Genomic DNA, 20,643 nt, shown 5'->3' with positions numbered 1-20,643 from the left:
TTCTACTAAGAATAACAGCGATAACGCAGCCCTAATCCTAACCAAAGATGAAGCAACTGATTTAAGCGGAGTTAGAATAGATATTTCAAATAGCCCATATAAGGTAGAAAACTACGCCACACTAGATAAAGATAGCAAATACTATCTAATCCACAAAAACAACAACAAGCTAGCAAACTACGATAAAATTGAAAATAAACCTATGCCAAATCAAGGCAACACAGTAGGAAATGGCGACAAAGCAGTAGGCGCACTTCAAACAGATCAAGTTTATAAAATTTTAGACAGAGATACCTATACGAGAAATTTAGCAGGTATGTTTGTAAGCAAAGATGAAAAAGATCTTTATATAACAGGTGCAAAAGAATTCAAAGAAACTTGGGAAAACGATAAATTTGATACCGATGAATTTGCCAAATTTGACAAACCTGATAACAAAGACAATCATATCTTTATAGAAGCAAACGCTGGTGATTTAGGTGGAAAAACAATCTATGGCGGATATAGCGATAGCGAAGATGTAAATAACAACAATATCTATATCAATCAAGGTGCAAATTTAAGTAACGCTACAATCATAGGTGGATATTCTATATCAGGTAAAGTTTCAAACAACACTGTTGATTTAAACAATACTAGTGTAATAGCAGATATTACACTAGCTCAGACTGATAGCGGAAGCATAGATATAGCTACAACTAAATTAATTAATGCAGATAATCAAAAAATAACAGGCTCTTTAACAGTAGCTAAATCAGATTCTGCAAATTTAGAAAACGCTACCTATACAATGCCTGAGAACATAACAATAACAGGGGATTTCATCTTAGCTAATAGCAATAGCGGAAATATTTCAAACAATACACTAGATGTAACAAATGTAAAAGCTACAAATATCTATGTAGGAAAAAGCAGTAGCGGCGAAGTTTCAAATAATACTATCAACATAAAAGGCGATAAAGTAGATGGTAATATTTATGTAGGATATAGCCAATCAGGAGATACAAATAACAATATCGCAAACTTTGAAAAAGGTGAAGTTACAGGAACAATCTATGGCGGAAACAATGGCACAGGCAATACTCTAAATGTAAATTCTACTAAGCTAGAAGCTGGAAATGTAGCTAACTTTCAGGTTATGAATTTTACAGGCGATATTACTAAAACGACTTCTGCTGATAATGCAGCTTTAAAATTAACAGCTGATGATAATACTGATTTAAGCAAGGCTGAAATTCAAATCAATGACACCACATATAATCCAGAGAATAGTTATGGATTAAGTGCAAATCAAAAAGCGTATCTCATCGCTCACACTAGTAGTGCAGATAGTGCAGAAAATGTAAATTTCAACGATCTTAAAAACTACGCTTACGGCAAAGAGACTAAAACTATAAAAGACGGCTCAACCGCAATCAATGTCATCCAAACAAATAATGAATATCGTATAATCGATAGCCAAACTTACACTAGAAATTTACAAGGTATGTTTGCCGATAGCGACAAAAACCATATCTATATCACGGCTGAAAACGAGATGGAAGAGGAGTTGAAAAACTCGCTTGGAGATGATGAATTTACAAAATTCGGAAGCACTATCACAAATAATACAATCACAATCGATCCAAAAGACCCGAGCAAACCGCTTGATTTAAGCAATGTCACAATCGGTGGTAGCGACCCAAGCGGAAATACCCTAAACATAGGTAAAGATTCAAGCAATACTATCGAAATGGATAAAATCACAGTAAAAGATGTGCAAAATTTTGAAAAAATCAATTTCTACTTGCCTAAAAATCCGGGCGTCGGCACAACTGCTGTCAAACTAAGTGACGGTTCTAATACGGACTTATCAAATTCAAATGTAATGATATATGTCGATAATTTGGATGATTTGGAGAAACAAGGCGGTAGAGTGCATTTGTTTGACGGTAATAACGAATTGGCAAATAATAAGCCAAAAAGTGCAAACTATCAAATCGGTTCAATTTTAATGATAGATGTAACAAATTCCTTAGATTTATCTGTGGATAAAACGACACCGATTACGCCAACTGACCAAACCAAAATTTTCAACGAAGCAAGGATTGCTGGTATGGCGGCTGTTTGGGAGGGTTCGTATCTCATCTCAAACCACTTAGAGCGCATTATACCTGATGGATACACCGAGCTTTTCCCTTATGTTATCTTTGAGGGATACGACAAACGCTACAACACAGGCTCTCATGTGGATAGTTTGGGCTTTAACGCAAACGCAGGTCTTGCTGGCAAAGCACCAAATAGCAAGGGTGAATTTACAATGGGTATTTTCATCGAATACGGCAATGTAGATTATGATGCCTACCTAGATGACGGCACCAAAGGTAGTGGGGACGCATACTACGCTGGTGTGGGCGCATTTGGCAAACAAGAAAACACCACTGGCTCATACTATGAGGGCTCATTTAGAGTAGGTCAGCTAACTACGAATTTCGACGGCACTCTAAATTTCAACGGCGTTAGCAAATACTATGATTGGGGCATAGACTCTACATACTATGCTGTGCATGTAGGCGGTGGCAAAATCGTCCCGCTAAGCGAAAGCAACGATTTGGATTTTTATGCTAGATATTTCTACACCCATATCGACGCAGCCGATATCAAAATAGATGGCGCGGATACTCACTTCGACGCCCTACAATCACACAAGATTAGGGCTGGCTTGCAAGATAACTTCAAAATAGATGAGCATAATAAATTCTTCGTTGGTCTTGCCGGCGAATATGAGTTTAGCTCAGAAGCAGGCGGACGATTTATCGTGCCAAATGGTAGCACAGGCGAGATGCTAAGCCCAGATCTAAAAGGCCTAACAGGAATTGGCGAAATCGGCTATCAATACAAAACCGAAACGCTTAAATTCGACGCTGGCGTAAAAGGATACGCTGGCAAACAAGAAGGTGTAAGCGCACAAATGGCACTTAGCATTGCGTTTTAGTTAAATTTGATTGCTTCGTGGCAGGGAAACCTGCCGCAACCCCTAAGAATTTAAAATTTCAAACGCTAAATTTGGCAAAATTTTAAATTTTGCCAAATTTGTCATTGCGAGGAGCTGTTTTACAGCGACGAAGCAATCCAGTAAAATTTAGAGAGAATTTAAGAATTGAAATTTATCTGAATTTCCCTGGATTGCTTCGCTTTCTACGAAAGCTCGCAATGACAGCAAATTTAGCACAAGGAATTTTAAACTCGTAGATTGCTCGCTTCGCTCGCAATGACAAATTAAGGGTTAAAAAATTTTCTGGATTGACTTCGCCTACGGCTCGTCCAAACCTGCCGTGCTACGCACGCCACCGTTACGCTTGTAGATTGCTTCGTCGCTGTCGCTCCTCGCAATGACAAATTTGCAAATTTCAAATCTCGGGCGCAGTGTTTAAAAACCCAAAAAGGCTAAATTTGACCCCTTAATTTGTCCATTTTTCGCGCTCGCCACTCTCGTCGATTTCGTTGCCGATTTTTTCATAAAGCGCGTAGTAATACTCCACAAACTCCCTACACACCGCGTCTTTTGGCAGATACACGCCGCTAGTATTTTCGACAAATCCGTCCAAAAAGTCGTAAGCGTCGAGCTTTTTGTAATAAGTGCTCGCTAAAATTTCGTAATTTTTCAGGCAAATTTCCTTAAATCTCTCATACCCCGCCTCGCTGAAATCGACCGCGAGCTTCGCGCCGTCAAATTTCAGCACGCCAGCGCGGAATAGTAGCGTCAGATGAATTAGCCCCTCGCAATAATACGGCTTCACATCATTTACCCTTTGCCACGCGATGAGCCCCACGCTACGGCGGATTAGCTCGTCAAGGACCGGCAGGCGCATTTCTGGTTTTTCGTTGAAAAAGAAGTTGATTAGCCCGCCTGTGGTGGCCTTGTATTCTTCGACGAGCTTGAAAGCGCCTGATTTATTCATCAGCGACTCTGTGTCCTCGTCGATGAAAAATATATGACCAAACTCGTGGCCGATTGTGGAGATTTCATAGACCATACGCCAAATTTTAGGCTGTTTGAATAAAATTTCGCGCCCGAAATTTAGATAATCTAAATCAAAAATTTGCGATGAAATTTTCATAAACGGCTTGGCTTTGGCGCTTTCATAGACAAAATTTACAAATGCGAAAATTTTCTTTCCGCAGTTTGTGCTGACGAATTCGTCATTTGGCACGACCTGCGCCGAAAATAGCCCATTTAAATCCGCGCCGTAATAAATCATCGGCGTGGAGATATAAAGCTGGGTTTTATCAATGTTTGAAAGCACGAGCGAGCGCATTACAGGGCTATTTGCGCCGATTTGTTTGTAAATTTTATCAAAGCTTGCACTTATTTCGGCCTTAAATTTATCCGCGTCAAACCTAGTTGGCTGAGATAGTCTAATGTCCCATTCTAGCGCGACTGCGTGCGTGTAGTTATCCTCGTAGTATTCAAGCGGGTGGCCGATTTGTATCGGGGATTTGGTCTCCATCCACGCCATTTCAGCGTCCCGCCACGCGCCGATTACAAAGACATTGTTGCGCTCGGCAAAGGCTGTGCGAAGCTTGGCTAGATAGTAGATATATGCCCGCTCCTCGGCGTTGCTAGCTAGGTCTTCGAGCTCTAAAATCGCTTTATTAAATGTTCCGATTAACTCCTTGCTATCCTCTTCAAACGCCACGGCATAGGGCGCCATGACAAATTTGCCCTCGCTATCTTGGATAATCGCGCCATAGCAACGATCACAAATTTCATCGTGTGGCGTGCGCTGTAAAAGCTCGTTTTCGAAAAGATACTCTTTGGCGTCCGCGATACTAGCGAAATTCATCTCTAAGCGTTTGTTGTTGGTATCGATGATGAGTTTTTGCCAGCTTTTTTGCATTTGATTGATTACAAGTCCGATTTTATGCACGCTTTTGATAAGTTCTAAATAAAATGGGTTTAAAATTTTTTCCTCTTCAATTTTTGCGATAAGCGCGGCGTGCATGTCAGAGTGTATTTGCCTGACATAATCATACATTTTTTCGCGTAGCAAGCTTTGTTTGTTTGCATCATAGCCTAGCTTGCGAAATTCTTGCATCATTGCTTCTTCTTTTAAATCTACAATGCGCCTTAAAATCGCGATTTTCGCGCTTTGCGTGTCACTAAATTCGCAAATTTGCAGACCTTGTTTTATAATCTCACTATCGGAATTTGCATAAAGTGCGTTTAAATTTGCCTTCGTTTCGCTCACCAATTCGTTTAATCGATCGAAATTATTCATATTTTTCCCTTTAAAATTTTGGCTAATTTTAGCAAAATTTTTTTTAAGAGAGTTTTAGTAACTTTTTATTTAATCTGGCTTTGCTACAATGCCAAGCTTAAATTTACAAATAAGGAGAAAATATGGAACACATGGGCGAAGCAGTTATAAAAATCATCGCTATGCCAACAGATACTAACCCAGCCGGAAATATCTTTGGCGGGTGGATTTTATCACAGATTGATTTGGCTGGAACGGTCGCAGCAAGGGAGTTTGCGCCTGAGCGCGTGGTTACAATATCAATGAAAGAGGTGATTTTCAAACAGCCTGTTTTCGTGGGAGATTTAGTCACTTGCCACGCAACCGTGACCAAAATCGGCAACACTTCGATTACGGTTTTGGTAAATGTTACAGCAGAGAGATATTGCAAAGAGTCGCGCTCTCGCATTTGCCAGCATGTAACAAGCGCAGAAGTAACCTATGTAGCCGTCGATAGCGAGGGCAACAAACTCGTAATCGATCCAGAGCTAAAAAAATTAAAGGGATTTTAGGCTAAATTTGGCAAATTTTAAAATTTGCCAAATTTTTATTTTGTGTGTTTTTTAAACTCTTCGAAAAATTCAGATTCTAGCTCCGCATTACTTTTTACAATCATACCAGAGCCGTGTATTACGCTTGGCATACAGGCGGTGCAAATATGCACGGTTTCGCCGTTTTTGTGGGCTTTGATGAATACAGCGTTTTCGTCATCGCTACTTTTGAGTGAGCAAATATTGCAGATATAGACATTGCCAGTTTTCATGAGAAATCCTTTGAAATAAACTAAACCACTATTTTATACAAATTCGGCATAAATTTCATTGATTTGCATTAATTTTTTTAAATTTTAGTTGCGATAAAAATATTATATGCGATAAGTATATGATAAAAAACAGCTGGAAAAACAGACCCACAAGCGGAATCAAACACGCTAAATAAAACAAAAATACGCTAAGCATAAATTTATACCCACCGCCCTTTTTATAGCACTTCTCAAAGCTTTTTTTATCTAGGGTGTTTGAAGCGACATCAATTAAAATGAGTTTATAATAAATATAAAAAAATGGTATATTTATCACAAAAAGATTTATTAAGGGAACTGCTAAAAGTAGCAAGCAAAGCAGTAAAATTCCAATAAATTTTAAAATTTCAATCGCCATTAGGGTTAGCACTCGCCCCAAATTTGGCTCATCGGCGCGCTCTAAATGGTAGTGTCTTAAATTTATCTCTTTTGTGACAATCGGCGTGAGAAATCCAGCGATAAAAAGCGCGCAAAACACGCTTAGCATAAGCACCAAAAATGTCCCAAAGGTGTAAAAAATCACGCCGATTATCCATTTTGTGGCGCCGTAAGCTAGCAGTTTTGCAATCAGCGGAAATCTCGCCTCGTCCAAAAAGCTAAAATCCCCGCTTTTTGCCCCCTCTTCGAGCAGAGCAAAAATCTCGCTTCCGCCAAAATACATAAAATACCCAAGCACCAAAAGTGCGCAAAAAAACGGCAAAAGCGAAAGGGTGATGAATTTTTTCGTAAAAAAATCTTTGATTGAAAGGCGAAAAATTTTACCCATTAAATTTCTTTAAATTTCGCTGTTTTTATAGGCTTTTTCTAAATTTGCGTAAATTTCGCCCACTTCCAAAACGCCACTATTTAAAATTTCGACCAAAACTACATTATCCTCTTTGCCGTTCCAAATTTTGCGGTAGCTGCCCTCTTTATAGCCGTTGTCTTGGCGGAATTTATTTAGCACATTTTTGCCGATATATTTGGCGAAAAGCACCTCCAAATTTACCCCGCACTTGATCGCCACTCTGAAATAATCCTGCAAAAGCGAACCCACGCTAAAATTAAATCCACTCGTCTCGTGTATCAAAAGCTCGATATCATTTACGATTTCATAAATCGAGTAATCCTCGATATTTGCGCGGTGCGCGCTAAATTCTCTAAACGCGCTTACGCTGATTACTTCGCTAGCAATCTCATCAATGCTCTTTAAATTTTTGTTTTGTTCCAAAACATAGCTCATCACAAAGTGCCAAATATCCACGATTTCGATGACGATATTATCTATATCAGGGGCTGCGGCGATGTTTTTCCAGTGTTTCCATGCAAAGCTGTCGATTAGCTCAGCACACTCCATATAAATGCAACGCTTCCAGTTGATTAGTTTGCCGTTTTTGGTGTATCCGTCCTCCCAGCCCACGCCGTTGGTTTCGTCGTTTAGGCGCTGTTGCATTAAAAACATCTCTTTTATTTTTTTATAATTTTCCATAACTTCTCCTAAATTTAGCGCGAAATTATAGCGCATAAAAGAAAATGTAGGTATAATTACTCAAATTTTTGAAATTTTAAATTTTACAGGGGGATTTATGGATAAATTTGACCTATTTTTAAGCAAAATGAAGCTTATGTCAATCGCCGTGCTAGTCGAAAATCTGCCGTATTGCTCAAACGCATTTTACGCTTACGATAAAGATAATAAAACCTTGATTTTTTCAGGGCATGAAGATTCTACGCACATAAAGGCACTTTTTACCAATCGTTTCGTCTCTGGCACGATTGCTTTGGATACCAAAATCATTTCTAGGATTAAAGGAATTCAGTTTAAGGGCAAAATTCGTAGCGCAGATGAAAACGAGGCTAAAATTTACTTCAAAAGATTTGCCGTTGCCAAGGCGATGAACCCTGAGCTTTTTGCCATTAGGCTTGATTGGATGAAGCTAACCGATAATGTCGTAACCTTCGGTAAAAAGCGCGTTTGGGAGCGCAAAAAAGAGGAGTAAATTTTACTCCTTTTACTTAAATTTAGTTGAATTTGTATCCGTAAAATTCTATTTTTATTTTAATTACTTACAACAAATTAAGCAACTTTTAGCTAGAATTCTCAGGTTTTACACAATCCCGAACAGTAAGGAGAAATTATGGGAAAAGTTATGAAAACTATGGACGGAAACGAAGCCGCGGCTTATGTTTCTTACGCTTTTACCGAGGTTGCAGGAATTTACCCTATCACACCTAGCTCACCAATGGCTGATTATACAGATATGTGGGCTGCAAAAGGCATGAAAAACCTTTTTGGTATGCCAGTTAAAGTCGTAGAAATGCAAAGCGAGGCAGGTGCCGCTGGAACAGTGCATGGTTCATTGCAAGCTGGTGCGCTTACTACAACTTACACAGCTTCACAAGGCTTACTACTTAAAATTCCAAATATGTATAAAATAGCTGGTCAAATGCTACCAGGCGTTATCCATGTAGCAGCCAGAGCCCTTGCAGCGCAAGCTCTTTCTATCTTTGGCGATCACCAAGATGTCTATGCATGTCGTCAAACAGGTTTTGCTATGCTAGCAAGCGACAGCGTGCAAGAAGTAATGGATTTAGGCGGTATCGCTCACCTAGCAGCGATTAAAGGTCGCGTTCCTTTCCTACACTTTTTTGACGGTTTCCGCACAAGTCACGAAATTCAAAAAGTCGAGGTTATGGATTACGCTGAATTTGACAAATTGCTCGATTATGACGCAGTTAAGGCTTTCCGTGATAATGCGCTAAACCCAGAGCGCCCAAAAACTCGCGGAACAGCTCAAAACGATGACATTTACTTCCAAACAAGAGAGCTAACAAACAAATTCTACGACGCTTTGCCAGATATCGTAGCTGATTATATGGAAAAAATTTCAAAAATCACAGGCAGAGAGTATAAGCCTTTCACTTACTATGGCGCAAAAGACGCTACAAGAGTCGTAGTCGCAATGGGTTCAGTAAATCAAACTCTTGAAGAGGTAGTTGATTATCTAAATTCAAAAGGCGAAAAAGTAGGTATTATCAAAGTTCATCTTTACAGACCATTTAGCGTAAAACACCTATTTGCTGTTTTACCAGAATCAGTAGAGAGAATTTGCGTTTTAGATAGAACAAAAGAGCCAGGAAGTATCGGCGAGCCACTATATCTAGATATCAAATCAGCATTTTATGGCAGCAAAAAAGCTCCACTAATCATCGGCGGACGCTATGGCCTAAGCTCAAAAGATGTCGATCCAGCTCAAATGATCGCTGTATTTGACAACCTAAAATCAGACCAACCAAAAAATGGCTTCACTGTGGGTATCGAAGACGATGTAACCTTCCTATCACTAAAAGTCGGCGAGAAAATTTCTCTTGGCGAAGCAGATGAAATCGAGTGTCTTTTCTACGGACTTGGCGCAGACGGCACAGTCGGTGCGAACAAAAACTCAATCAAAATAATCGGCGATAAAACAGATCTTTATGCGCAAGCATATTTTGCTTACGATAGCAAAAAATCAGGCGGTTACACACGCTCACACCTAAGATTTGGTAAAAAACCAATCCGCTCAACTTACCTAGTTTCAAATCCAAATTTCGTAGCCTGTTCAGTAGCAGCGTATCTTGAAATTTACGATGTAATCGACGGTATCAAAGACGGCGGAACCTTCCTTTTGAATTCAATCTGGGACGCAGAGGAAACTATCAAAAAAATACCAAACAAAGTAAAAAGAATCCTAGCGCAAAAAAATGTTAAATTCTACATTTTAAACGCTACTAAACTAGCCCACGAAATCGGACTAGGAAACCGCACAAATACAATTATGCAATCAGCATTTTTCAAACTAGCAAAAATTATTCCGTTTGAAGAAGCTCAAAAATATATGAAGGAATTTGCATACAAATCATACGCTAAAAAAGGCGACGCAATCGTGCAAATGAACTATGACGCGATTGATAAGGGCGCTGACGGCTTAGTCCAAGTCCCAGTCGATCCTGCATGGGCAAATTTAAAAGACGAAGTAAAATCTGATAGCGTAGGATACAAAGGCACAGAATTCGTCGAAAAAATCGTAAAACCTGTAAATGCAGCCAGAGGAAATGATTTACCAGTATCAGCATTTATCGGACACGAAGATGGCTCATTTGAAGCAGGCACTACAAAATACGAAAAACGCGGTGTAGGCGTGCTTGTGCCAAAATGGATCGAGGCAAATTGTATCCAATGTAACCAATGCGCGTTCGTCTGCCCACACGCTGTAATCAGACCGTTCTTGCTAGATGAAAACGATGTAGCAAACGCTCCACAATACACAAAAGAGCACCTACTTGACGCAAAAGGCAAAGATTTTGCAGGTATGAAATATAAAATTCAAGTAAGCCCGCTAGATTGCACCGGTTGTGCATTGTGTGCTGAAAACTGCCCAAGCAAAGAGAAATCTTTGGTTATGGTTCCACTTGGCGAAGAAATGGATAAAGGCGAGCAAACAAGCGCTGATTATTTATTTGAAAATGTTCGCTACAAAGATGATTTGGCACCGAAAAACAATGTCAAAAATGTCGGCTTTGCTAGACCATATTTCGAATTCCACGGCGCATGCCCAGGTTGCGGCGAGACTCCATATATCACACTTATCACAAGATTATTTGGCGATCACATGATTGTAGCAAATGCGACAGGATGTAGCTCAATCTACGGCGGTTCTGCTCCTTCGACTCCATACCGCAAAGACGCAAACGGACGCGGTGTTGCATGGGCAAACTCATTGTTTGAAGACAATGCTGAATTTGGTCTTGGCATGAAAGTCGCGACTGAAACAATCCGCCATAAAATCGAAGATGTTATGCTAAATACAATGGAAGAAGCTCCAAACGCACTAAAAGCTCTATATAATGACTGGATCGAAAATCGCAACGACACTGTAAAATCTCGCGAAGTTACAGATAAACTAATCCCGATTTTAGAGCAAAACAAAGGCGTTAAGGGCGTTAGCGAAATTTTAGAGAGAAAATCTTACCTAAGCAAAAAATCACAATGGATTATCGGTGGCGACGGCTGGGGTTATGATATCGGATACGGCGGACTTGATCATGTTTTAGCTAGTGGCGAAAATGTAAATGTTTTGGTTCTAAACACTGAGGTTTATTCAAACACAGGTGGCCAAAGCTCAAAAGCTAGCCGCCGCGGTTCTATCGCTCAATTCACAGCTGGCGGAAAACCAGTTCAAAAGAAAGATTTAGGACAAATCGCTATGACTTACGGAAATATTTTCGTAGCTCAAATCAACTCAAACGCTAGCCAAGCTGCTACAATCAAAGCGATTTTGGAAGCAGAGGCTTATGATGGTCCATCACTCATCATTTGCTACTGCCCTTGTATCGCTCATGGTATCAAAGGCGGTCTAAACCACTCTGGCACACAAGCTGAGCTTGCGACAAAATGCGGTTACTGGCCAACTTATACCTTCGATCCACGCTTAGCAGACGCTGGTCAAAACCCACTAAAAATCAGCTCAAAAGAGCCTGATTGGGATCTATACGAGAGCTTTTTGATGAACGAAGTTCGCTACAACGCTCTAAGGAAAAACAACCCAGAGCACGCTGACGAGCTTTATGCTAAAAACAAACAAGACTCTCAAAAACGATACAGACAGCTAAAACGCTTAGCAAATTCTGATTATTCAGACGAGATTTAATCTCGCAGGTTGCGGTAAATTTACCGCAACCTTTTTTCTTTATTCTTTCAAAATTCCCTAAATTTAGCCTTTTTAAATTTATAAAAATTCTGAGATTTTTATATCCATTATCAGAAAGTTTTAAATTTTTTATGTTATAATAACCAATATCAAAACAAAAGGGGATAAAATGAGTGTTTTAGTAATAGGCGCAGATGAAATCACTCCGATAAAGGCCGTTTTGCACAATCTTGGCGCGACGCATATCGAGCATTGGGACGCACGCAACGAAAATCGCGTCAATCGCAAACCAATCCCACAAAACACCGATTGCGTGGTAATGCTAACTAGTTTTTTAAACCACAACACGATGAAAAAAATCAAAAGCGAAGTCAAAAAACGCAATATCCCGCTTGTGTGCGCAAAACGAAGCGTGAGCTGTGTATTTTGCGAGTATTGCAAGATTTTCGGGCTGAAAAATACATTTTGTTGTGACAAAGACAAAAACGATTAATCTAAAATTTCACCCAAATTTCTCGCTGAAATTTTGGGTGGAATTTAGCTTTTGCGAAACCCCAAATTTAGCCCTTTTAAAAATTTGCTAAATTTAACCAAAGCACGATTTTATCGCACTTTCTGCGAAATCCAAATTTCGCTTTTTTGCGCGATTTGTATGCGAATTAATCACCAAATTTAAGTATAAATTCATAGCAAAATTAGTAATATAGACCCTCGAAATTTAGCTTATAAAGGATTTTAAATGGTAGGCATTATCTACGGTAGCTCGATGGGAAACACAGAAGCAGCCGCGAAACTCATAAGCGAAAATTTAGGCATAGTAAATGAAATCAAAAATGTAGCAGATATCACGCCAGCGGACCTCGCAAACTACACCGCGCTCATCGTAGGAAGCTCTACTTGGAACGATGGCGAACTCCAAGACGATTGGGCGGCCTTCGATTTTGATTCGCTCGCAATCCACATAGCCGGCAAAACGGTAGCGATTTTTGGCATGGGCGATAGTTCGAGCTATTCTGGCGCATACTGCAACGCAATGGCGGAATTGTATGCCAGATTTAAAACCGCTGGCGCAAAAATCATAGGCGCGGTGCCGACTGAGGGTTATGAATTTAGCGCAAGCAAAGCCATAAAAGACGGAAAATTCGTAGGTCTTGCCCTCGATAACGACAACCAAAGCGCCCTAACAGAAGGTCGCATAAAGGCTTGGTTGGCCCAAATCACCCAAGATCTTCAATGATTTTAAGATACCTTAGGGTATCTTTTTGATTTTCCAAATATAAATTTTAAAATTTACAAATTTTAGCACTTGTAATTCTGGTTGCAAACAAAGTCGAAGTGTTTTATAAATAAAATCAGCTAAATTCTAAGCAAAGCCTTAAATTTAGCTGGGTTATTGCGCGAGCAAAGCGCGCTTTTGATGAGAGGTTTGGCAGATTTACTTCACCAAAGATAAATCAAGTTTGATTTCGTCGTTTTTGATGACGCAAATGCCCTTGTTTAGCACATTTTGCGCGATTTGCTTAGCGCCTTGCAAAGAGTGCATTTCACAGGTGCCACACTGAAATTTATTCAGCTCTGGTATGTCGCTTTGGCATTTTACCGCTAGCACATCGCGCATAGAGCTCTTCCACGCGCGGATTATCTCCTCTTCGCGCGGTTCTCCGATTAAACTCATATAAAATCCAGTCCTGCACCCCATTGGCGAAATGTCGATGATTTCGACATCGGCGCTGTTTAAATGTGCTCTCATAAAGCCCGCAAAAAGGTGTTCGAGCGTGTGTGTGGCGCGCTCGCTCATAATCTCTAAATTTGGCCTGCAAAATCGCAAATCAAAAACGCAAATTTTATCGCCACCCTTTGTGGTCATTTTTTTGGCGAGTCGCACGCCAGGGGCTTTCATCTTGGTATGATCTACTAAAAAACTATCAAGTAGTGGCATTTTTTCTCCTTTAAAGTCGTTTGATTTCTTTTTTTTCAAATAAAATTTCGCTAGGGCTTTTCTCGTCAGAGAAAAAGACATTATAAACAAACATCGAAAACACCGCGGTCGTAACGATAGCCATAAAAATCAAAACCGCGAAAATTATCTTGCGAATTATCAGCATGCGCAAAAAGCCCTTAAAACGCCATTAAACGCGCGTGCGCTAGATTATAAATCATCGCAGAGCCCTGCGTGGCGAGTTTATTTAGCATTTTTTCATACGGGCTTGGTTCTAGCCAGATTGGATTTGATACGCCACTTAGCTTTTCGCACGCTGTTTTGGCGCTTTGCAGTGAGCCGACCTCGTCGATTAGGCCTAGTTTTTTGGCCTGCGCGCTTAAAAATACCCTAGCGTTCGCCCATATCTCGCGCTCGTCGAATTTAAGCTTTCTCGCACTTGCCACTTCGCGCGCAAACAGCTCGTAGCTTTGATTTACTAAGCTTTGCAGACTTTCTCTCTCAGCCTCGCTCCACGGCCTCATCATGGTTCCTGCTTCTTTAAATTCCCCAGCCTTAACGACCTGCTCGCTAATGCCGATTTTTTCGGTTAAATTCGAAACATCAAGCCCTTGCATAATCACGCCGATTGAGCCGATAAACGAGCCCGGGTTTGCGTAAATTTTACTAGCCCACACGCCACTAAGATAGCTTCCGCTCGCCATTGTGCCCTTGGCGTATGCTACGACTGGCTTTTTGGCGTTTAGGGATTTTATCGCTTGTGAGATTTCTACGCTTGGGCTCAGAGCTCCGCCTGGGCTATCAATGATGAGCAAAACGCCCTTGATTGCGCCGTTGTTTTCGATTTCTTTGATGTTTTCTAAAATTTGGCTATCGTCCATAATCGCGCCGGTCAAATTTATCGTGGCTAAATTTGCATTTGGACTTTGCGCACTTTTATCCCCGCTAAAAATCAAAAACACAATGAGTAAAAATATCATTGATTTAAAATATTTATTTATAAAGCCAAGCACCGCTAAAATGGGCGTAAAAAGATTTTTTAGAAATTGCATTTTTTGCCTTTGATATATAGTGATTTTGCGTTTTTGCTTTGTAAAATCAGCTGTAACGCTAGCTGGCTCTCATCACACTCAAATCCCTTAAATACGGCGATATCTGCGATTTTGCCACTGCTTAGTTCGCCTAAGTTTAAATCTAGCGATTTTGCCGCGCGGTTTGTCGCACCTAGCAAAAGTTCGCGCGCAAGCTTGCTAAGCTCCAATCCGTCATGCACAAAGAGGTTTGCTCTAAGCTCGTCGAGGAAATTTAGGCTGATATTCGAGCTTAGCCCGTCTGTGCCGATAGAAAATAAATAGCCGTTTTTGATAACGCTAGTTAGCTTTAATCTATCTCTGCCTAAAAGGCGGTTTGAGACCGCGCAGTGCGTGATAGAGTGGAGTTTTTTATCAAAAAGTTTGAAATCTGCAAAGACGCAGTGCGTAAAGAGCGTGCGCACGCCCTTGAAATACTCGATATAGCTTTTTGGCGAATAAAATGGTTTTGGATTTGGCAAAAACGCCCCAAGCCACTCTTTAAACGCGCCTTTGCCGTGTTTGAGCCAGTCGCGCTCGTGGTTGCTCTCCATGAAATGCGAACTCATCAAAAGCTCGTTATCGCGGGCAAAATCAGTGGCAAATTTTGTGATTTCTGGGTGTGTGGAGTATGGCGCATGCACGGAGACTGCCGGGATAAACAGATCACTTACAAGCTCAGCAGACCTTGTGAAGCGCTCGCTAAATTTATCTATATTTGCGTCGATTGTGTTTTTATCCGCGCCTAAAATTTCGTTGAAAAACACGAAGCGCGCAGGCGATTTGGCGCAAATTTGAGCCTCTGTGCCAAAGCTAGAAATTTCGCCGATTGTAGCTACGCCTGATTTCATCATGGTTAAAATTTCTTTTTCGATTATCGTTTCTAAGGCCTGTTTGGAGAGCTCTTCTCTGGCATTTACGATAGAGGCGACCCATTTTACGAAATCGCCGTAGATTAGGTGCGTGCGGTTCGCGCTAAATTCTAAATGCGTGTGAGTGTTGATAAACGCTGGCATAGCGATATCGCTTCCGCAATCGATAAATTCAGCCTCGGGGTATTTTTCCCTAGCTTCATTTGGTTTTAAAATTTCTTCTATTTTTTCGTCGAAAACTACGGCTTTATCGCGGTGAATTTTAAATTTCTCATCGCAGGTTAAAATCCACTTCGCCTTTAAAATTTTCATAATTAATCCTTGTGATTTGTGATGAAATATTTTACAATAAATTAGTAAAAATTTAAGATAGTCAAAAATAAGCAATATTTGGCTATAATGAGCGATTAAATTTTTTTAAAAAGGACAAAAAATGAAAATTATGGTAATCCAAGGACCAAATATCAACCTTCTAGGACTACGCGAGCCAGGAATTTACGGCCGTATGAAAATGGAAGATATCCACAGACAAATGCAAGTCGTAGCAGAGCAAAGTGGCGTAGAAATCGAGTTTTTCCAAAGCAATTTCGAGGGCGAGCTAGTCGATAAAATCCAAGAGTGCTACGGCACATGCGATGGAATCATCATCAACCCAGCCGCTTACACTCACTCATCAATCGCTATGAGAGACGCGCTTATGGCTGTGGCGTTGCCTACGATCGAGGTGCATATCTCAAACATCAACCGCAGAGAGGAATTCCGCGAAAAATCAATGATAGCCCCTGTTACAGCTGGTCAAATCATCGGCTTTGGCCCTGTGGGATACCATTTGGCGATGATTGGTATGCTTCAAATTTTCGAGCAAATCAAGGCTGCAAAAGAGGCGAAAAAAGAGGCGTAATCAAAGCAGATGAACTATATTTTAAGGGATACTAACGCCGTATTTTGGGAGTGTGGATATGCGTGCGATAACTGCATATTTCTAGCTCTTAATGGCGCGCGTTTTTTTATCACAGACGCTAGATACAGCCTCGAAGCTAGCGAGTTAGCCAAAAATGCGCAAATCGTGCAAAGCTCGGATTTAACCCTTTCTACGCGTAAAATTTTGCGCTCTTACAAGGTGCGGGCTGTGATTTTTGATCCTAATGATTTTAGTTTTGGCGCATTTAACGCATTAAGTAAAAATTTAAAAACGCGCTTTATCCCAAAGCCAAATTTTAGCCAAATTCGTCGCACGATAAAGAGCGAAAATGAGCTTGAAATACTGCGCACTGCGGCTAAAATCGGCGCCAGCAAATTTGATGAATTTGCCAAATTTGTGAGCGAAAATGGGCTTGGTATGAGCGAAAAAGAGCTATTTTATAACGCGACTTTGATTTTCAAAGATAGCGGAAATTTAGCCCTTAGCTTCGAGCCGATTGTAGCGATTAACCAAAACGCCGCCAAGGCTCACGCTCTGCCTAGCGATGAGCGTTTAAAAGACGGCGATTTGCTTTTATTGGACGCTGGGGTGAGATATAAAAACTACTGCTCGGATCGCACAAGAACGGCGAAATTTAGCGCACAAAACGGCATAAATTTTAGCAAAAATCAAAATTTTGGCGATATGAAAAAAGATAAAATTTACGCCATTGTAAAAGAAGCCCAAAAACGCGCCATAAACGCCGTAAAACCCGGTGTCGCTGCGCGCGAAATAGATAAAATCGCGCGAGATTATATCGCAAGTGAGGGCTTTGGGGCGCAGTTTTTGCACTCTACGGGGCACGGCGTGGGCGTGGATATCCACGAACTGCCGATTATTAGCCCGCGCTCGAAGGCCATTTTAGAGGAAGGCATGATTTTTAGCATAGAGCCTGGGATTTATTTGCAAGGCGAGTTTGGCGTGAGGATCGAAGATACCGTAATCGTGACAAAAAATGGTTGCGAGGTCATGAGCGAATAATGCAAATTCTAGCGCAAAAAAACGGGTTTTTAAGGCTAAATGAGGCTGTGAGAGTGATAAAAAGCCGGAATTTCCCGCGTAAATTCGCCAAAAAAGAGAATTTTAAATTTTGCTATATTTTAGGGCTTGGCGGAAACATCGGCGACAGCAGGGCGCGCTTTGAGCGTGTGTATCATCTGCTACAAAAAAATCCGAATTTTTTCGTTTGCGCTTCGTCGCAAATTTTAGAAAACAAGCCATTTGGGTTTTTAGAGCAGAGCAATTTTTTAAACGCTACGCTGTGCGTGCAAAGCTCGCTCGCACCGAATTTAATGCTAAAAACAATGCAAAAAATCGAGCTTAAATTTGGGCGCAAACGAAGCTTCAAAAACGCCCCGCGCACGCTAGACATTGACATTTTGTATTCTAGCGCGAAAATTAGGCGAAACGAGCGCTTAATCGTGCCGCACAGGGGCGCAGCAGAGCGCATAAGCGTGATTTATCCACTTGGAAGTATGATTGAAAAAGGTTTGGTATGAAAAATAAAATTCTAACATTTCTAAGCGCAAAAGGGGGAGTTGGCAAGAGCCAGATTGTGGCGAATTTCGCTCAAATTTTAGCTAACGCAGGATACGCTGTGGCCGTGCTAGAAGTGCCAAATTTCAATAACCAAGAGATAATCTTAAACGCTAAAATCGACAAAAACCAAATTTTTGTTTTCGCAAACTCTCAGGCCAAGGGGCTTAAAATTTTGCCAAATTTGACGCTGATTGCGCCAAATGACGGCGTGTTTTTGAGCGAAGATGGTGCGATAGAGAGCTTTTTGGGCGCAACGCTTGGCGCGGATATGTTTGACTTCATCTTAATCGACGCTTCGCTAGATTATGCGAAAAAATTAGTAGAATTTGATACCGAGCCGATTGTGGTGTGCGCGAACGAACCCTGCGCTATCAGCAATACTTACGCGTTTTTGAAATCGCTAAATTTGCCACAAAAAGAGATTTTGTTTTTGATGAATTTTGCCTCTTGCGAGGACGAGGCTGTGGGAATATTCGAAAACCTAAAATCCGTGGCGCAAAAGAATTTGGGCGAGGTGAAATTTGGGCTAGTTGGCTTCATGCCTTATGATAAATATGTCTTTATAAACGCCCAAAACAGGGAGCTTTTCAGCATTTCGCGCCCGTTTTGCAAGGCTAGTATCGCGCTTCGTGATAGCGTAAGCAGGACGCTGGTGGCACTTGGGCTTGAAGCTTTGCCAAAGCGCGGAGGAATCGGTGGCTTTCTAGGAAAGCTTAGTAATTTAATCTAAATTTTAATCACACAATGCAAATACGAGAAATTTTACAAGATATCAGAACGGCGAAAAATAGCCTAAATTTCATTGAGCCGGGTGTTACGATTTTTGGCTCAGCGAGGCTAAATGCGAGCAATCAATATGTCAAAGACGCAGAAAAACTCTGTGCGGCGCTCGCTGATATGGGATATGCGGTCATCACAGGCGGAGGCGGCGGGATAATGCGCGGGGCAAACAAAGGCGCATTTGCTCGCGCAAAAGCCCCAAGCGTGGGCTTTAACATAAAGCTTCCTTTCGAGCAAAAAAGCAATGCGTTTTTGACTCACGATGTGCATTTTAAAACCTTCGCCCCTAGAAAAGGCGCGCTCATCGCAAATAGCGAAATTTTCGTCATTTTCCCGGGCGGGTTTGGGACGATGGACGAGCTGTTTGAGGTATTAACCCTCAAACAAACAGGCTTTAAAACAGCCCAAATTTACCTATACGACGCCAAATTTTACGCCCCTTTGGTGGAGTTTTTCAAAAGCTCAATGTTGGCTTTGGGGACGATTGATGAGGGCGATTTGGCGGGATTTAGGCTCTGTTCTAGCGTAGAAGAGATAATAGAGCATATCAAAAAGGAGAAAATTTGAAAATCATGGTCGCCCTAAGCGGGGGCGTGGATAGCTCGATGAGCGCGAAGCTTTTAAAGGACGCTGGGCACGAGATCGAGGGCTGCTATATGAAGCTACACGAAAAGCCGGGCTATCACGAGAAAAATATCGAAAAAGTGCGCAAAGTAGGGGAGTTTTTGGGGATAAAAACGCATATTTTGGATTTGCAAGATGAGTTTAGGCGCGAGGTTTATGAGCCATTTGTGCGCACATACCAAAACGGCCTTACGCCCAATCCCTGCGCGCTGTGTAACCGCACAATCAAGCTTGGCAAGCTTTTGGAATTTGCCTTTGCAAACGGCTGCGAACGCCTAGCCACTGGGCATTATGTGCGCGTGGAAAACGGACTTTTAAAAAAGGCGCGCGATGAGAGCAAAGATCAAAGCTATTTTTTGGCAAATGTTAATCCAAGTGCCTTAAAATCTATGATTTTCCCGCTTGGCGAAATGCTTAAAAGCGAGGTCAAAGCCAAGGCTAGCGCGTATCCAGAGCTCATCGAAATTGCTTCGCAAAGCGAAAGTAGCGAGATTTGCTTCGTGGAAAATACCTATATCGAAATTTTACAGCGCCACACAAATACCAAAACCCCGGGCGTGGTAAAAAACGCAAATGGCGAAATCATCGGCACTCACGAGGGTTATATGCATTATACAATCGGCAAAAGGCGCGGGTTTCGCATTGACGGCGCGCATGAGCCACATTTCGTGCTCAAAATCGACGCACAAAATAATGAAATCATCGTCGGCGGGCGCGATGAGCTCGATACTTACGAGTTTTCGACGCGAAATTTAAACGCATTTGTGAGCGTAGATGAAATTTTAAATGCGCCAAATTTGGGCGTGAAACTTAGATACCGAAGCACGAAAATCCCTGTAAAAATTGCGCTAAATGAGCGTGGCGGGGTTAGTGGCACGCTCTCTCAGCCGGCAAATGGCGTAGCTGGGGGACAGCTGGCGGTTTTTTACGACGAAGAGGACCGCGTGCTAGCCAGCGGGTTTATTGAGTAAAATTTTAAATTTGCAACGCTAGCTATTGTCATTGCGAGCAAGTCTTGCTTGCGTGGCAATCTACGATTTAAAAATTCATACCGCCAAATTTGCTGTCATTGCGAGAAAACGAAGTTTTCGAAGCAATCCAGGAAATT

The 20,643-nt window shown here is 41.3% G+C and carries 20 protein-coding genes; 12 read left to right on the top strand and 8 right to left on the bottom strand.

Features of this window, described 5'->3' with window-relative positions:
• On the top strand, nt 1–2,974 hold a 2,974-nt coding region (locus OFN91_RS07600), incomplete at its 5' end, for a hypothetical protein (protein WP_270873818.1).
• A 466-nt stretch (nt 2,975–3,440) separates the two neighbouring features.
• On the opposite strand, the gene ciaB is transcribed toward OFN91_RS07600, so the two are convergent.
• Nucleotides 3,441–5,261, bottom strand: a complete 1,821-nt coding sequence (ciaB, locus tag OFN91_RS07595) for an invasion protein CiaB (protein WP_270873817.1) — start codon at nt 5,259–5,261, stop codon at nt 3,441–3,443.
• 122 nt (nt 5,262–5,383) lie between these two features.
• Between ciaB and OFN91_RS07590 the strand changes: the two genes are divergently transcribed.
• Nucleotides 5,384–5,791: an acyl-CoA thioesterase gene (locus tag OFN91_RS07590; protein WP_270862798.1), complete on the top strand. Its 408-nt coding sequence runs from the start codon at nt 5,384–5,386 to the stop codon at nt 5,789–5,791.
• A 35-nt stretch (nt 5,792–5,826) separates the two neighbouring features.
• Here OFN91_RS07590 and OFN91_RS07585 read toward each other — a convergent pair whose 3' ends face one another.
• Genes OFN91_RS07585 through dut form a run of 3 tightly spaced genes read right to left on the bottom strand, consistent with a single transcriptional unit; the run spans nt 5,827 to nt 7,549 of the window.
• Nucleotides 5,827–6,042 (bottom strand): hypothetical protein, encoded by a 216-nt coding sequence (locus OFN91_RS07585; RefSeq protein WP_270859918.1) that lies wholly within the window; start codon nt 6,040–6,042, stop codon nt 5,827–5,829.
• Nucleotides 6,043–6,097: 55 nt separating this feature from the next.
• Nucleotides 6,098–6,847, bottom strand: coding sequence for an EI24 domain-containing protein (locus tag OFN91_RS07580; protein WP_270871547.1), 750 nt, complete (start codon nt 6,845–6,847; stop codon nt 6,098–6,100).
• A gap of 9 nt (nt 6,848–6,856) precedes the next feature.
• Entirely contained in the window at nt 6,857–7,549 is a 693-nt protein-coding gene (gene dut, locus OFN91_RS07575) for a dUTPase (RefSeq protein WP_270859920.1), read from the bottom strand.
• A gap of 97 nt (nt 7,550–7,646) precedes the next feature.
• On the opposite strand from dut, the gene OFN91_RS07570 reads away from it, so the two are divergent.
• From OFN91_RS07570 to fldA, 4 genes are all read left to right on the top strand, one after another.
• Nucleotides 7,647–8,060 (top strand): hypothetical protein, encoded by a 414-nt coding sequence (locus tag OFN91_RS07570; protein ID WP_270862801.1) that lies wholly within the window; start codon nt 7,647–7,649, stop codon nt 8,058–8,060.
• Between the two features lie 138 nt (nt 8,061–8,198).
• Entirely contained in the window at nt 8,199–11,750 is a 3,552-nt protein-coding gene (nifJ, locus tag OFN91_RS07565; protein WP_270873816.1) for a pyruvate:ferredoxin (flavodoxin) oxidoreductase, read from the top strand.
• A 169-nt stretch (nt 11,751–11,919) separates the two neighbouring features.
• Nucleotides 11,920–12,243 (top strand): DUF2325 domain-containing protein, encoded by a 324-nt coding sequence (locus OFN91_RS07560; RefSeq protein WP_270865353.1) that lies wholly within the window; start codon nt 11,920–11,922, stop codon nt 12,241–12,243.
• 246 nt (nt 12,244–12,489) lie between these two features.
• Nucleotides 12,490–12,987, top strand: a complete 498-nt coding sequence (gene fldA / locus OFN91_RS07555; protein ID WP_270873815.1) for a flavodoxin FldA — start codon at nt 12,490–12,492, stop codon at nt 12,985–12,987.
• A gap of 198 nt (nt 12,988–13,185) precedes the next feature.
• Here fldA and luxS read toward each other — a convergent pair whose 3' ends face one another.
• Genes luxS through mqnF form a run of 4 tightly spaced genes read right to left on the bottom strand, consistent with a single transcriptional unit; the run spans nt 13,186 to nt 15,943 of the window.
• Nucleotides 13,186–13,689: an S-ribosylhomocysteine lyase gene (gene luxS, locus OFN91_RS07550; RefSeq protein ID WP_270873814.1), complete on the bottom strand. Its 504-nt coding sequence runs from the start codon at nt 13,687–13,689 to the stop codon at nt 13,186–13,188.
• A gap of 10 nt (nt 13,690–13,699) precedes the next feature.
• On the bottom strand, nt 13,700–13,855 hold the full coding sequence (locus OFN91_RS07545; protein ID WP_270859783.1) for a hypothetical protein: 156 nt from the start codon (nt 13,853–13,855) through the stop codon (nt 13,700–13,702).
• Between the two features lie 13 nt (nt 13,856–13,868).
• Nucleotides 13,869–14,741 carry a signal peptide peptidase SppA gene (gene sppA, locus OFN91_RS07540; protein ID WP_270873813.1) on the bottom strand — a complete coding sequence of 291 codons (873 nt, stop codon included), beginning with the start codon at nt 14,739–14,741 and terminating at the stop codon, nt 13,869–13,871.
• Nucleotides 14,729–15,943 (bottom strand): aminofutalosine deaminase family hydrolase, encoded by a 1,215-nt coding sequence (gene mqnF, locus OFN91_RS07535; RefSeq protein ID WP_270873812.1) that lies wholly within the window; start codon nt 15,941–15,943, stop codon nt 14,729–14,731. The genes sppA and mqnF overlap by 13 nt, the downstream gene beginning before the upstream one ends.
• A gap of 121 nt (nt 15,944–16,064) precedes the next feature.
• On the opposite strand from mqnF, the gene aroQ reads away from it, so the two are divergent.
• From aroQ to mnmA, 6 genes are read left to right on the top strand one after another with little or no spacing between them, the layout of a single operon-like run.
• Nucleotides 16,065–16,532, top strand: a complete 468-nt coding sequence (gene aroQ, locus OFN91_RS07530) for a type II 3-dehydroquinate dehydratase (RefSeq protein WP_270859780.1) — start codon at nt 16,065–16,067, stop codon at nt 16,530–16,532.
• A 9-nt stretch (nt 16,533–16,541) separates the two neighbouring features.
• Nucleotides 16,542–17,573, top strand: coding sequence for a M24 family metallopeptidase (locus OFN91_RS07525; protein ID WP_270873811.1), 1,032 nt, complete (start codon nt 16,542–16,544; stop codon nt 17,571–17,573).
• Complete coding sequence (folK, locus tag OFN91_RS07520) at nt 17,573–18,091, top strand: 2-amino-4-hydroxy-6-hydroxymethyldihydropteridine diphosphokinase (RefSeq protein ID WP_270873810.1); 519 nt, start codon at nt 17,573–17,575, stop codon at nt 18,089–18,091. The genes OFN91_RS07525 and folK overlap by 1 nt, the downstream gene beginning before the upstream one ends.
• The gene (locus OFN91_RS07515; protein WP_270873809.1) at nt 18,088–18,861 is read left to right on the top strand and encodes a nucleotide-binding protein; all 774 of its coding nucleotides are present in this window, start codon (nt 18,088–18,090) and stop codon (nt 18,859–18,861) included. Before folK ends, OFN91_RS07515 begins: the two co-directional genes overlap by 4 nt.
• 14 nt (nt 18,862–18,875) lie before the next feature.
• Complete coding sequence (locus OFN91_RS07510) at nt 18,876–19,478, top strand: TIGR00730 family Rossman fold protein (RefSeq protein WP_270870043.1); 603 nt, start codon at nt 18,876–18,878, stop codon at nt 19,476–19,478.
• Complete coding sequence (mnmA, locus tag OFN91_RS07505; RefSeq protein WP_270871477.1) at nt 19,475–20,506, top strand: tRNA 2-thiouridine(34) synthase MnmA; 1,032 nt, start codon at nt 19,475–19,477, stop codon at nt 20,504–20,506. The genes OFN91_RS07510 and mnmA overlap by 4 nt, the downstream gene beginning before the upstream one ends.
• Nucleotides 20,507–20,643: the final 137 nt, after the last annotated feature.

Source organism: Campylobacter sp. JMF_08 NE1 (genome assembly GCF_027737875.1).
Taxonomy (GTDB): domain Bacteria; phylum Campylobacterota; class Campylobacteria; order Campylobacterales; family Campylobacteraceae; genus Campylobacter_B.
Note: the sequence above shows the minus strand (reverse complement) of the source record. Positions and strands in the feature narration are given on the sequence as shown.

Coding starts and splice junctions, on each gene's coding strand:
- ciaB (WP_270873817.1), bottom strand. CDS start 5,261: ATGAATAATTTCGATCGATTAAACGAATTGGTGAGCGAAACGAAGGCA.
- OFN91_RS07590 (WP_270862798.1), top strand. CDS start 5,384: ATGGAACACATGGGCGAAGCAGTTATAAAAATCATCGCTATGCCAACA.
- OFN91_RS07585 (WP_270859918.1), bottom strand. CDS start 6,042: ATGAAAACTGGCAATGTCTATATCTGCAATATTTGCTCACTCAAAAGT.
- OFN91_RS07580 (WP_270871547.1), bottom strand. CDS start 6,847: ATGGGTAAAATTTTTCGCCTTTCAATCAAAGATTTTTTTACGAAAAAA.
- dut (WP_270859920.1), bottom strand. CDS start 7,549: ATGGAAAATTATAAAAAAATAAAAGAGATGTTTTTAATGCAACAGCGC.
- OFN91_RS07570 (WP_270862801.1), top strand. CDS start 7,647: ATGGATAAATTTGACCTATTTTTAAGCAAAATGAAGCTTATGTCAATC.
- nifJ (WP_270873816.1), top strand. CDS start 8,199: ATGGGAAAAGTTATGAAAACTATGGACGGAAACGAAGCCGCGGCTTAT.
- OFN91_RS07560 (WP_270865353.1), top strand. CDS start 11,920: ATGAGTGTTTTAGTAATAGGCGCAGATGAAATCACTCCGATAAAGGCC.
- fldA (WP_270873815.1), top strand. CDS start 12,490: ATGGTAGGCATTATCTACGGTAGCTCGATGGGAAACACAGAAGCAGCC.
- luxS (WP_270873814.1), bottom strand. CDS start 13,689: ATGCCACTACTTGATAGTTTTTTAGTAGATCATACCAAGATGAAAGCC.
- OFN91_RS07545 (WP_270859783.1), bottom strand. CDS start 13,855: ATGCTGATAATTCGCAAGATAATTTTCGCGGTTTTGATTTTTATGGCT.
- sppA (WP_270873813.1), bottom strand. CDS start 14,741: ATGCAATTTCTAAAAAATCTTTTTACGCCCATTTTAGCGGTGCTTGGC.
- mqnF (WP_270873812.1), bottom strand. CDS start 15,943: ATGAAAATTTTAAAGGCGAAGTGGATTTTAACCTGCGATGAGAAATTT.
- aroQ (WP_270859780.1), top strand. CDS start 16,065: ATGAAAATTATGGTAATCCAAGGACCAAATATCAACCTTCTAGGACTA.
- OFN91_RS07525 (WP_270873811.1), top strand. CDS start 16,542: ATGAACTATATTTTAAGGGATACTAACGCCGTATTTTGGGAGTGTGGA.
- folK (WP_270873810.1), top strand. CDS start 17,573: ATGCAAATTCTAGCGCAAAAAAACGGGTTTTTAAGGCTAAATGAGGCT.
- OFN91_RS07515 (WP_270873809.1), top strand. CDS start 18,088: ATGAAAAATAAAATTCTAACATTTCTAAGCGCAAAAGGGGGAGTTGGC.
- OFN91_RS07510 (WP_270870043.1), top strand. CDS start 18,876: ATGCAAATACGAGAAATTTTACAAGATATCAGAACGGCGAAAAATAGC.